Origin of the sequence: Trueperella bernardiae, assembly GCF_030246965.1 — a bacterium.
GTDB classification, from domain to species: Bacteria; Actinomycetota; Actinomycetes; order Actinomycetales; family Actinomycetaceae; genus Trueperella; species Trueperella bernardiae.
The window spans coordinates 1,097,068-1,109,356 of sequence record NZ_CP127099.1 but is presented as its reverse complement, the minus strand read 5'-3'; the positions used below and the strand labels follow the sequence as shown (position 1 = coordinate 1,109,356).

The window sequence follows — 12,289 nt, the reverse complement described above, 5'->3', positions numbered from 1 at the left end:
CGAGTTATGCGAGTGCTATGTGGGGAGGCGTGATGGCAACGGATCGGCAGGCCAAGGTGCTCAACGCCATCGTGCAAGATTACGTGCGTACGGGCGAGCCAGTGGGCTCGCGCGCCGTGGTCGAGCGCCACCACCTCGGCGTCTCGCCGGCAACCGTCCGTAGCGACATGGTGTCGCTTGAGGAGGCTGGCCTCATCCACCAACCCCACACCTCCGCAGGGCGCGTGCCCACTGACGCCGGCTACCGCCAGTTCGTGGACCAGATCGCCTCGCTCAAGCCGCTCTCGCGCGCCGAGCGCACCGCGATCAAGCGCATGCTGTTCGAGGCGGTGGACCTAGACGAGGTCATCACACGCGCCGCGGCCCTCCTGTCCTCCCTCACGAACCAGGTGGCGATGGTGCAATACCCCTCGCTTCGCCGCACGGCCCTGCGCCACATCGAGCTGGTGCCGCTCACCGACACCCGCGCGCTGGTCGTCATCATCACCAACGCTGGCCGCGTGGAGCAGCGCATGGTCTCCTTCCCCTCGGCGCTCACGGAGGAGGACCTGGTGGCGCTGCGGCGGGTGCTCAACACCGAACTCGAGGAGCTCCAGCTGGCCGGCCTGCCCGACGCGCTCGGCCGGGTGGAAGACGGCCTGCCAGAGGAACTCAAGCCGGCCGCCCGCCTCGTCGTGCAGGTGGTGGAAGAAACGCTACGCAACGAAGCCGAGGAACGGGTCGTCGTCGCCGGCACCGCCAACCTCACCCGCTACACGATTGACTTCGACAACTCGGTCTTCCCCATCCTCGACGCGATCGAGGAGCAGGTGGTACTGCTGCGCATCCTCGCCCACCAGGAGGACGGGCTGCACGTGGGGATCGGCCGGGAGAACTCGAGTGATGCCCTGAGCGAAACCTCTGTGGTGTCCACCAACTATGTGGGCGCGGACCAGCAAACACTGGCCCGGCTTGGCATCATTGGACCGACGCGCATGGACTACACGGCGAATATGTCCTCGGTCTATGCGGTGGCGAAGTATCTATCCGACATCTTGGCAGCGAATTAACAAAGGGAAACTGTGGCAGATTATTACGACGTCCTCGGGGTGGGCCGGAACGCGACCCAGGCCGAGATCAAGAAGGCCTACCGGAAGAAGTCCCGCGAACTGCACCCCGACAACCCCAACGGCGGGTCCACGGAGAAGTATCAGGAGGTCAACAACGCCTACGAGGTGCTCTCCAACCCGGACAAACGCAAGATGTACGACATGGGCGGGGAGGACGCGCTGCGCGGCGGGGCCACCTACAGCCCGGGCTTCGAGGGCTTCCAGGACATCTTCAATACCTTCTTCGGCGGGGGCAACACACGCCGCGGCCCGGCCTCGCGCGCCCGGCGCGGCCAGGACACGCTCGTGGCCGTCCACCTCAGCCTCGACGAGGTGGTGTTCGGCGCGGAGAAGACCATCAACCATGAGGCCGTGGTCGAGTGCCCGCACTGTCACGGGCAGATGGCCGAGCCGGGCACTGAGCCCGTACCGTGCACGAACTGCGACGGCACCGGCTCCGTCCAGCAGGTCACCCAGTCGCTGTTCGGCCAGGTCATGTCACAGACGGTGTGCGGGCGCTGCCAGGGATATGGCACGATCATCGTCACCCCGTGCGGGGAGTGCTCGGGCGAGGGCCGCATCCGCGCCAGCCAGCCCGTCACCATCAAGGTTCCCGCGGGCGTAGACGATGGGATGCGCATCCGCCTCCAGGGCCGCGGCGACGCCGGCCTGGCGGGCGGCCCGGCGGGTGACTTGTTCGCCCAGGTCCAGATCGAGCCCGACCCGGTCTTCACCCGTTCCGGGGATGACCTGCTATGTACGTTGCAGGTGCCGATGACGGCGGCCGCGCTCGGCACCACGCTCGAGATCGACACCTTCGATGGGGAGCAGACCATCTCCCTCGACCCGGGCACGCAGGCCGGCCACGTCGAAACCCTGCGCGGCCTGGGCGTGGGCCGCCTCCACCGTGGCGGGCGCGGCGACCTCAAGGTCCAGGTCCAGGTGGTCACCCCCACCAAGCTCGACGCCCGCCAGCGCGAGCTCCTCGAACAGTTCGCCCACGAGCGCGGGGAGGAGACCGGCGAGCTGGTCGACTCCAGCCAGTCGGTGTTCGGGCGCATCTGGGATCGGCTCTCGGGCCGATGACTTTACCGGTCTACATCGATCCTGACCTCGCCGATACCGAGCAGGTCATCCTCACCGGGCCCGAGGCCCACCACGCCGCCGTCGTACGGCGCACGAGCGTGGGCGATCGGATCGACGTCGTGAACGGGGACGGGCTGCGGGTGACGATCGAAGTCGACGTCGTCGGCAAGGCTGAGGTCTGCGGCCGCCGGCTCGCCTCCGTTCAAGAGGAGCTGGCGCGCCCGCGCATCACTCTCGTCCAGGCGCTCGCTAAGCGCGGACACGACGAGCAAGCGCTCGAAACCTGCACCGAGTACGGCGTGGACGCCTTCATCCCGTGGATGGCCGAGCGTTCGATCGTGCGCTGGAGCGGGGACAGGGCCGAGAAGGGCCGGGCGCGGCTTGCCGATGCCGTCTGGGCGGCCACGAAGCAATCCCGGCGTGCCTTCCTCCCGCAGATTCACCCCCTCCACACCTCCGGCCAGCTCGCCGCCGCGATCCGCGAATTCGACGGGCTCACGGTTGTCTGCCATGAGGAAGCAACCGCGCCGCTGGCCGACCTGCTGCCGATCGAGCGCGACGTCATGATCGTCGTCGGGCCCGAAGGCGGCATCACGCCCGCCGAACTCGAGATGTTCGCCGGCGCCGGTGCCACCCCCGTCCTGCTCGGCAACCACGTCATGCGCTCGGCGACGGCGGGGGCGTGGGCGGCCGCCGTCGTCACGGCATACCGCTAGAATGAAAACGATGGAAGTTACCAAAACTGTCACCGTCCCCGACCGCGTGCCGATGATCAACATCCTCGGCCACAGGGACGAGGTGTTGCGCGCACTCGAAAAGGGGCTGGCACCGGCCACCCTCCACGTCCTCGGGCAGGGCATCACGATCAACGGCGAGCAGGCCGACGTCGAGCTCGCGGCCGAGCTCATGAGCGAACTCATCTCCGTGGCCGCCACCGGCGAACACATGACCGTGGACGCGGTGGAACGCGCGCTCGCTATCATGCGATCGGGGCTGGCCAAGCCCACTGACCTGCTGAGCACCGACATCCTCACCAACCGGGGCAAGACGATCCGGCCCAAGACCCTCGGGCAGAAGGCCTACGTGGACGCGATCGACGAGGCCACGATCACGTTCGGTATTGGCCCGGCCGGAACGGGCAAGACCTACCTGGCGATGGCGAAGGCCGTGGTGGCCCTCCAACGCAAGGAGGTCTCGCGCATCATCCTCACCCGCCCGGTGGTGGAGGCCGGCGAGTCGCTGGGCTTCCTGCCCGGCTCGCTGAACGACAAGGTCGATCCGTACATGCGCCCGCTCTATGATGCGCTGTACGACATGATTGACCCGGACGCGATCCTCAAGCTGCTGGCGGCCGGCACGATCGAGGTGGCGCCGCTGGCCTACATGCGCGGGCGCACCCTGTCGAACGCGTTCGTCATCCTCGATGAGGCGCAAAACACCACGCCGGAGCAGATGAAGATGTTCCTCACGCGCCTCGGCTTCCACTCGAAGATGGTGGTAACGGGCGACCTGACCCAGGTGGACCTGCCGTCGAAGAAGACCTCGGGCTTGGCGCTCGTGCGCCGGATCCTGCGCGACGTGGACAAGATCAAGTTCATTGAGTTGGGATCGGCCGACGTGGTGCGCCACCGGCTGGTGGCCGACATCATCGACGCCTACGCACGATATGACGCCGAGTGAGGAAAATGATTGAGGTAAACGACGAATCGGGTTTCGAACCGGCGGTGGGCGTGACGGAGGTCAGCGAGCTGGCCTCCTACGTGCTCGAGCAGATGCGGGTGCACCCGCGCGCTGACCTGTCGGTGATCTTCGTAGACGAGGCAGCGATGGAGCAGCTACATCTGGAGTGGATGGACCTGCCCGGCCCCACCGACGTGCTGTCCTTCCCGATGGACGAGATCCGCCCTGCCCCGCTCGGCACCGAGCCCAAGCCCGGGATGCTGGGCGACATTGTGGTGTGCCCGGCGGTGGCGAAGCGGCAGGCCCTGAAATCGGGGCATGCCACGATGGAGGAGATCTTGCTCCTAGTCACCCACGGTATCTTGCACCTGCTCGGCTACGATCACGCCGAGCCGGAGGAGAAGGAGGAGATGTTCGACCTCCAGCGCCGCCTGCTGCTCACCTTCCTGGCGCGCAAGCCGCACGATTACGGCTCGGGGAACATCGACGACATCGCTCCGACGGTCGACGATGATTGAGTCCGAAGTCTCGCTCACCCTGGCCAGTGTGGTGGCGATTGTTGCCCTGCTCGGCACGATCCTCACCAACATCACGCTCCAGGCTCTGCACACAATCACGCACCCGCGCGTGCGCCAGGCGATCGAGGAGGGCAACGCGGGGGAGCACCTGGCCCGGATCTACGAGCGGCGCCCGGCCACATTGGCGGCGGTCACGGCCGTCCACAACGTATTCCTCATGCTGCTCGGGCTGGGCGTGTTCACCCTCATCACGGATTTCGTACATGCCGCTTGGCTCGTGTGGATCGTGACGCTCGTTGTCGCCGTGCTCGCGCTCATGGGCACGGGCCTACTCCTGCCCGCGCACCTCGGCGCCAAATACCCCGTCCAGGCGCTGCGGGTGGGCGACGCCGTGCTGTGGCCGCTCGCCCGACTCGGCTCGGTGTTCGTCACCCGGCGCGAGACGGCGGAGGAGGACCGGGAGACGAGGTACGAGGACGAGCTGCAGGTGATGGTGGAGCGCGTTTCGGAGTCCGAGGTGCTGGAGGACGACGAGCGCTCGATGCTGCACTCGGTTTTCGAGCTGTCGCACACGATCGTGCGCGAGGTGATGGTGCCGCGCACCGACATGATCTCGATCGACGCGACGGAGGATCTGGACCACGCCATCTCGCTCTTCACCCGCTCGGGCTTTTCCCGCGTGCCCGTAATTGGCGAGTCCTCCGACGACCTGCTGGGGGTTGCCTACCTTAAGGACGTGGTGCGCCGCATCCACCGCCGCACCGACACCGAGGGCCTCCTGGTGAGCGACGTCATGCGCGAGGCCCAGTTCGTGCCCGAGTTCGTGCTGGCCGACGACCTGCTGGCCCACATGCAGGCCACCCAGAACCACATCGCCTTCGCGGTGGACGAGTGGGGCGGCATCGCCGGCCTCGTCACGATCGAGGACCTGCTCGAGGAGCTGGTGGGCGAGATGGTCGACGAACACGACCGGGCTCTGCCCGAGGTGGAGCAGATCGACGACGGCGTCTTCCGCGTCCCGGCCCGCATGCCGATCGACGAGGTGGCCGAGCTCTTTGGCATCGATGTTGACGACGACGACGTGGAGTCGATCGGCGGTCTTCTTGCGAAGGGTTTGGGTAAGATACCCATCTCAGGATCGGAGGCGACGATCGCCGGCTTGGTGCTAGCGGCGGACCGGTTCGAGGGTCGCCGCAAGCGGCTGGTGAGTGTCATTGTGAAAAGAGCGCAGGATGAAGATGAGTGAGTTTGAGGATTTCCGGGCCGGATTCGTCTCGGTGGTCGGCCGCCCGAACGCGGGTAAGTCGACGTTGCTGAACGCGATGGTGGGCACGAAGATCGCCATCACCGCCGATCAGCCCGAGACCACACGCCGGGTGATCCGGGGCATCGTCCAGCTGGAGGCGGGCCAGCTCATCGTGGTGGACACCCCCGGGCTGCACCGCCCCCGCACGCTCCTGGGCGAGAGGCTCAACGACATGGTGGGGGAGGCGCTATCCGATGTGGACGCCGTGGCCCTGTGCATGCCGGCCGACGAGCCGACCGGCCCGGGCGACCGCTTCCTGCTTGACCTGGTGAAAAAGACTGGCGCGCCGATCCTGGCCGTCATCACGAAGATGGACAAAGTGACGAAGGACGCGCTGGCCGAGCGCATCATCGAGATCTCCCAGATGCACGAGTTCGCTGAGATCGTGCCCGTGTCTGCCGTGGCCGGCGAGCAGGTGGGCCTGCTGGCCAGCCTTCTGCTCGAGCGCATGCCGCTCAGCCCACCCCTGTACCCGCGCGATTCTGTGACGGATGAAACAGAGGAGGATCGCATCGCCGAGCTCATCCGCGAGGCCGCGCTGGTGGGCGTGCGTGAGGAGCTGCCGCACTCGATCGCGGTCGTCGTCGACGAGATGGAGGAGCGGCCGCGGCGCGAGGGGGAGCCCGTGCTGGCGATCCACGCGAGCCTGTACGTAGAGCGTGAGTCTCAGAAGGGCATCATCATCGGCCGGGGCGGGGCGCGCCTGAAGCGGGTGGGGCGCTCCTCGCGCGAGTCGATTGAGGCGATGCTCGGCCGCCAGGTCTACCTGAACCTTTTCGTCAAGGTGGCCAAGGATTGGCAGCGCGACCCGAAGCTTTTGGGGCGGCTCGGCTTTTGATCAGTTTACGTGCGCGCAAGCCCCCACTCGTCCTGCTGTGGGTGCTCGCCGTTCTGGTTCTTGGCACGTGGGGTGCGTGGGCGGGGCCGAACTGGAACCCGCAGCCGATGACGAACCTCATCGCGCCCGAAACCGCGGACACGGCCATCGTCTCCTCCTCGCGTACCGCGCCGCTTGACACGTACGAGGTGGCGACGTCGGTGCACGATGTCGCCATGGAGGACGGCACCACGATCGAGTTGACACTGCGCGAGCCGGTGGGGGTGAAGGGACAGAGCCCTGGCGTCGTGTTCCTGCACGGCACGGGCACATCCTCGCACGAGGCCTTCGAGGAGCACGCCCAGTGGCTGGCCTCCGCCGGGATCGTGACGGCAGTCCCGGACAAGCTGCTCGAGCACTACACCACCTTCGAACGCGACTACCTGGGACTCGCCCGCGGGTATGAGACGGTGGCCGAGTGGCTGCGCGATCAGGACTCGGTCTACGCTCGCGACGTGGGCTACTACGGAGAGTCCGAGGGCGCGCTCGTTGCGCCCGTGGCGGTTGCCGACGACGCCGAGGCGGCCTTCCTCATCCTCATCTCCGACCCGGCCATGCCGATCCGCGACCAGGGGGCGCTCGCCGCGGACGCCTACCTGCGCAACGTGGGCGTACCACCGGTCATCTACCAGGGCATCCCGCGCCTCATTACGGGCGCGATCGCAGCGGGCGACTTCCAGTACGCCACGTTTGACCCGCGCCCCTACCACAAGCAAATCACGGTGCCGGTGATGATGGCCTACGGCACCCACGACCTGTCGATGCCGATCGTGCAGGGCCCGATCGAGGTGGGGGAGAGCCTGCAGGAGGCGGGCAACAACGATCTGTTGGTGCGTTACTACGAGGGTGCCGACCACGGGCTGCGGATCGATGGCGAGCTGCAGGCCCGCCCCTTCCAGGACATCGCGGACTTCATCAACGGCCTGCCGTCTTCGGCCCGGCTCAGCCCGAAGGTGGCGGGTGCCCAGCCGCACCAGGCCTTCACGGCGCAGACGCTTGACACCCCGCGCTGGTTCGGTTCGGGGACCGCGATGTTCGCGATCCTCGCCTCGGGCCTCATGCTCACCGTGATCGGATCGCTACTCCTGCTGTCGGGCCACTTTGGGATCGGGGCGCGGCAGAACTATCAGCGCGTGGGACGCCCGATCCTCATCAGCGCCGTGCTGGTGACGCTCACGTGGGTGGCCTTTCTCGCCTATCTCGTGGCGATCGCGACCTTGGCGCTGAGCTACGAGACGAACCGGTGGGTGGTCCAGGGCGGGATCCTCACGGTGGAACTCTTGGGCCTTGCCGCGGTGTACTTCCTCGTGCGCGCGCTTGCCACGTGGCACGCCCACCCGATGCAGACCCGGCGGGCGGGGGCGGACTTGCGCGTGATCTTCACCGGGCAGATCCTCCTCCTGTTTGCCCTGGCCTACTGGGGCATCTACCCCTCGCCGTTCTTCTAGAGTGCCCGCGCTCGGCGTAGGATGAGGGCAGGAGGGCAGGAGGGCAGGCGTGAGCATGAGATTGACCGCAAGAATGGTGTGCGTGAGCGACACCGGCGCCGTCCGTGCGCGCAACGAGGACCGTTATCTGGCTCGCCCCCGGCTGTTCGCGGTGGCCGACGGCATGGGCGGGCACGCACTGGGCGACGTCGCGGCGCAGTACGCCGTGGACATGCTGGCCGAGGTGGAGGGAGACCTCGAAAGTGAGGCGGCGGCTGTCATCTCGGAGGCGCTGGCCCGGGCTGCGGAGGCGATCACGGTGCACGTGGAGGGCGAGTTTTTCGACACCCAGACCTCGCTGCTTAACCTTGGCCCCACCGCCGGCACCACGGTGGCGGGCGTGTACCTGGGCGAGGTGCCGCTCGTGTTCCACGTGGGCGACTCGCGGGTGTACCGATACCGCGCCGGCGACCTGGAACGTCTCACGCACGACCATTCGATGGTCCAGGAGATGGTAGACGCCGGTCAGATCACCGACGACGAGGCGCACGTGCACCCCCAGAAGAACATCATCACCCGGGCTGTGGGCACCTACGGGCCGCCGGACGTGGAGTTTCGCCGCGTGGCGTTGCACGACGGCGACTTCGTGCTGTGCTGCACCGACGGGTTACACGATGAGCTAACCGACTATGAGATCGCGATGATCTTGGCCAAGGCGGTCAACATGGATGAGGCCGTCCACCTGTTGCGTGATGAGGCGCTGGCCGCGGGCGGGCACGACAACGTCACCATCGTGCTCGCGCAGGTGCGCGGAGAGGCCTAGCCGCCCACAACGTGGAATATCGCTTGCGCGCGGGTAGGGCGCCGGTAGGGTAGTGCCATGTTCACGCTCCTGCTTAGGTGCCGCGGCGAGGTCACTGGCTGACACCTCTCCGCGGGTTTTCGTGTTGGCTAACCGTTTACACAACTTTGGGAGAGACCATGAAAACAGCAGGCTTTGGAACGCAGCAGCAACCCACCCCGATGCCGATCGCGAAGTACCGTCATTTCCTTGACTCCAACCCGGTGAGCCTTCCGGATCGCACGTGGCCGAACAACCGAATCACGAAGGCCCCGCGTTGGCTGTCCACCGACCTTCGCGACGGCAACCAGGCGCTTATCGACCCGATGGACCCGGCGAAGAAGCGCAAGATGTTTGACCTGCTGGTGGCGATCGGGCTGAAAGAGATCGAGGTGGGCTTCCCGGCGGCGTCGAAGGCGGACTTCGATTTCGTGCGCTCGCTCGTGGAGGATGACGCGGTGCCCGAGGACGTGACGATCTCAGTGCTAACCCAGAGCCGGCCGGAGATTATCCACCGCACGGTGGACGCCCTGCAGGGCCTGGCGCGCGCTACCGTGCACCTCTACAACGCCACCGCCCCGGTGTTCCGCGATGTCGTGTTCAACATGAACCGCGAGCAGATCAAGCAGCTCGCCGTCGCCGGCTCTCAGGACCTCGTGTCCTACATGGAAAAGAGCTTCGACGACCACACGATTGTGGGCTTGGAGTATTCGCCAGAGATCTTCGTGGACACCGAGCTCGACTTCGCGCTCGAGGTGTGCGAGGCGGTCATGGACGGGTGGCAGCCCGGCCCGGACCGGGAGATCATCCTCAACCTGCCTACCACCGTGGAGCGCTCCACCCCGAACGTGTACGCCGATCAGATCGAGTGGATGAGTCGCAACCTCTCCCGGCGCGAGCACATCGCCCTGTCGGCCCACAATCACAACGACCGCGGCACGGGGGTGGCCGCCACCGAGTTGGCCCTGCTCGCCGGCGTCGACAGGGTGGAGGGATGCCTGTTCGGCCAGGGCGAGCGCACCGGCAACGTGGACCTGGTGACCGTGGCCCTCAACCTCTTCTCCAACGGGATCGACCCCCAGCTCGACCTGTCGAACCTGGACGAGATCCGCCGCACTGTTGAACACTGCACCCAGATGGAGGTCCCGCCCCGCACCCCTTACGGCGGCGACCTCGTTTACACCAGCTTCTCCGGCTCCCACCAGGACGCCATCAAGAAGGGCTTCGCCTCCCGCGCCCGCAAGGTTATCGCCGCCGGCGGGGACGAGAACGCGGTGCTGTGGGAGATACCCTACCTGCCGATAGATCCGAAGGACGTGGGCCGGTCCTACGAGGCCGTGGTCCGCGTCAACTCCCAGTCCGGCAAGGGCGGGGTGGCTTACCTCCTGTCCTCTACGCGAGACCTGGACCTGCCGCGCCGCCTCCAGGTGGAGGTGTCCAACCTTGTCCAGCACCGCACGGACGTGATCGGCGGGGAGGTCACGGCCGACGAGCTGTGGAAGATCTTCGTGGACGAGTACCTGCCCTACACCGCGGCCGAGGGCCTGCGCCCCTGGGGCCGCTACTCCCTGCGCGGCACTACGGTCACGACGGCGGACGAGGGCCACCAGACCGTCCTCACTGTCACGCTGTCCGAACGCGACGGCGATGAGGTGAGCGAGTCCACGGTGGCTGCCACCGGTAACGGCCCGATCGACGCCTTCACGGCCGCGCTCGCCAAGCTCGGCATCGACGTCGGGGTGCTTGACTACGCCGAGCACGCCCTGTCGTCGGGCGGGGACGCCACGGCCGCCTCGTACGTCGAGTGCGAGATCGGCGGCCAGGTGATGTGGGGCGTGGGCCTCGACCCGTCCACCGTCACCGCCGCCTTCAAGGCCATCGTGTCTGCCGTCAACCGCGCCCTGCGCTAGAGCGGCGGCCCGGGCCCCTATAATGGGGCGCATGAAGACCTACCGTGACGATGCGATCGTGCTTCGCTGCCATGACCTGGGCGAAGCCGATCGCATCATCACGATGCTCTCCCGCCACAACGGCAAGATCCGGGCGGTGGCCAAGGGCGTGCGGCGTACCAAGTCCCGCTTCGGGGCGCGCGTGGAGCCCTTCTCCATGATCGACGTCCAGCTCTACCGCGGCCGCACCCTCGATACGATCACCCAGGTCGAATCCCGCAACCAGTACGGGCGCACCCTCGTCGCAGAATACGACGCGTACACGTGTGCCTCCGCCATGCTTGAACTTGCCGACCGCCTGACCGACGACCACCCCGAACCCGCACAGTTCTCCCTCCTCCACGGGGCGCTCCACGCGCTAGCGACCGGCGCCCACGCGCTGACGCTCGTGCTGCACTCCTACATGCTGCGCGCGATGTCGCTGTCGGGCTGGGAGCTGGCGGTCTTCGAGTGCGCCAAGTGCGGCGCGCCCGGCCCGCACGAGGCCTTCCACGTCCACAGCGGCGGGGCGGTGTGCGACGACTGCCGGCCGCCGGGCGCCACGATCCCGTCGGTGGAGGCCTGGCAGCTCATCGGTGCGCTGAGCGTGGGGGACTGGTCGATCGCGGACGCCTCGGGGAGCGCCGCGCGTCGTCAAGCGGCAGCCCTCATCGGCGCGTTCGTACAGTGGCAGCTGGAATCGAAGATGAAGTCGCTTGCGCTGGTGGGCGCGGAAGGGGGAGGCCATGGCTGAGGCGAGGCACGTGGCCATTGTCATGGACGGCAACGGGCGATGGGCGAACGCCCGGGGTCTGCCGCGCACGGAGGGCCACCGGGCGGGCGAGGACGCGCTCATGGACGTGATCTCCGGCGCGATTGAGGCCGGGGTCGAGGTGCTGTCCGTCTACGCCTTTTCCACGGAGAATTGGCGGCGCTCCCCTCGCGAGATCGCCTTCCTCATGAACTATTCGCGCGACGTCATTCGCCGCCGCCGCGAGGAGTTGCGCTCGTGGGGCGTGAAGGTGGTGTGGTCGGGGCGCCAGCCACGGCTGTGGCGCTCGGTCATCAACGAACTTCAGTCGGCCGAGCGCTACACGGCCGACTGCGACACGATGATCCTCAACTTCTGCTGTAACTACGGCGGGCGCAACGAGATCGCGGACGCCGCGATGGAGCTGGCCTACGACGTGCGGCGCGGGGTGGTCGAGCCCCACCAGGTCACCCCGGAGCTGCTCGGGCGCTACATGTACCAGCCCGACCTTCCCGACGTTGACCTCTTCATTCGCACCGGCGGTGAGCAACGCACGTCGAACTTCCTCCTCTGGGAGTCCCCGTACGCGGAGATGATGTTCGTGGACGAGCCGTGGCCGGACTTTGACCAGCATTCGTTGCGCGCCTGCCTCGATCGATTCGCCGGGCGCGAGCGGCGTTTCGGCGGCGCGGTCGACGCGGTGGCGGGGGAGTGACGCCCCCGGGGCCGGGCTCCCGATAGGTGGGCGGGCCAGGCGTTTGCGGTGCTCACGGCGTACACTGGCCGC

General features: G+C 67.2%; 12 protein-coding genes. All 12 read left to right on the top strand.

Annotated features, from left to right (window positions below; all coding sequences use genetic code 11):
* The first annotated feature begins 32 nt into the window (after positions 1 to 32).
* Positions 33 to 1,049 carry a heat-inducible transcriptional repressor HrcA gene (gene hrcA, locus QPC17_RS05165; RefSeq protein ID WP_201783163.1) on the top strand — a complete coding sequence of 339 codons (1,017 nt, stop codon included), beginning with the start codon at positions 33 to 35 and terminating at the stop codon, positions 1,047 to 1,049.
* 12 nt (positions 1,050 to 1,061) lie between these two features.
* Positions 1,062 to 2,174 carry a molecular chaperone DnaJ gene (dnaJ, locus tag QPC17_RS05160; RefSeq protein WP_062613805.1) on the top strand — a complete coding sequence of 371 codons (1,113 nt, stop codon included), beginning with the start codon at positions 1,062 to 1,064 and terminating at the stop codon, positions 2,172 to 2,174.
* Positions 2,171 to 2,890 (top strand): 16S rRNA (uracil(1498)-N(3))-methyltransferase, encoded by a 720-nt coding sequence (locus QPC17_RS05155; protein ID WP_062613806.1) that lies wholly within the window; start codon positions 2,171 to 2,173, stop codon positions 2,888 to 2,890. Before dnaJ ends, QPC17_RS05155 begins: the two co-directional genes overlap by 4 nt.
* A gap of 10 nt (positions 2,891 to 2,900) precedes the next feature.
* A complete protein-coding gene (locus tag QPC17_RS05150; RefSeq protein ID WP_082661194.1) occupies positions 2,901 to 3,854 on the top strand; it encodes a PhoH family protein in 954 nt (317 codons plus the stop codon).
* Between the two features lie 5 nt (positions 3,855 to 3,859).
* Entirely contained in the window at positions 3,860 to 4,372 is a 513-nt protein-coding gene (gene ybeY, locus QPC17_RS05145; protein ID WP_062613808.1) for an rRNA maturation RNase YbeY, read from the top strand.
* The gene (locus tag QPC17_RS05140) at positions 4,365 to 5,618 is read left to right on the top strand and encodes a hemolysin family protein (protein WP_068538983.1); all 1,254 of its coding nucleotides are present in this window, start codon (positions 4,365 to 4,367) and stop codon (positions 5,616 to 5,618) included. The genes ybeY and QPC17_RS05140 overlap by 8 nt, the downstream gene beginning before the upstream one ends.
* Positions 5,605 to 6,516, top strand: a complete 912-nt coding sequence (gene era / locus QPC17_RS05135) for a GTPase Era (RefSeq protein ID WP_236698681.1) — start codon at positions 5,605 to 5,607, stop codon at positions 6,514 to 6,516. The genes QPC17_RS05140 and era overlap by 14 nt, the downstream gene beginning before the upstream one ends.
* The gene (locus QPC17_RS05130) at positions 6,513 to 8,003 is read left to right on the top strand and encodes an alpha/beta hydrolase family protein (RefSeq protein WP_143602094.1); all 1,491 of its coding nucleotides are present in this window, start codon (positions 6,513 to 6,515) and stop codon (positions 8,001 to 8,003) included. Before era ends, QPC17_RS05130 begins: the two co-directional genes overlap by 4 nt.
* An 82-nt stretch (positions 8,004 to 8,085) precedes the next feature.
* On the top strand, positions 8,086 to 8,805 hold the full coding sequence (locus QPC17_RS05125; protein WP_062613811.1) for a PP2C family protein-serine/threonine phosphatase: 720 nt from the start codon (positions 8,086 to 8,088) through the stop codon (positions 8,803 to 8,805).
* Between the two features lie 158 nt (positions 8,806 to 8,963).
* A complete protein-coding gene (gene leuA, locus QPC17_RS05120) occupies positions 8,964 to 10,733 on the top strand; it encodes a 2-isopropylmalate synthase (protein WP_285347061.1) in 1,770 nt (589 codons plus the stop codon).
* Between the two features lie 31 nt (positions 10,734 to 10,764).
* Positions 10,765 to 11,505 (top strand): DNA repair protein RecO, encoded by a 741-nt coding sequence (gene recO / locus QPC17_RS05115; protein ID WP_285347060.1) that lies wholly within the window; start codon positions 10,765 to 10,767, stop codon positions 11,503 to 11,505.
* Complete coding sequence (uppS, locus tag QPC17_RS05110; protein ID WP_276787316.1) at positions 11,498 to 12,217, top strand: polyprenyl diphosphate synthase; 720 nt, start codon at positions 11,498 to 11,500, stop codon at positions 12,215 to 12,217. Before recO ends, uppS begins: the two co-directional genes overlap by 8 nt.
* Positions 12,218 to 12,289: the final 72 nt, after the last annotated feature.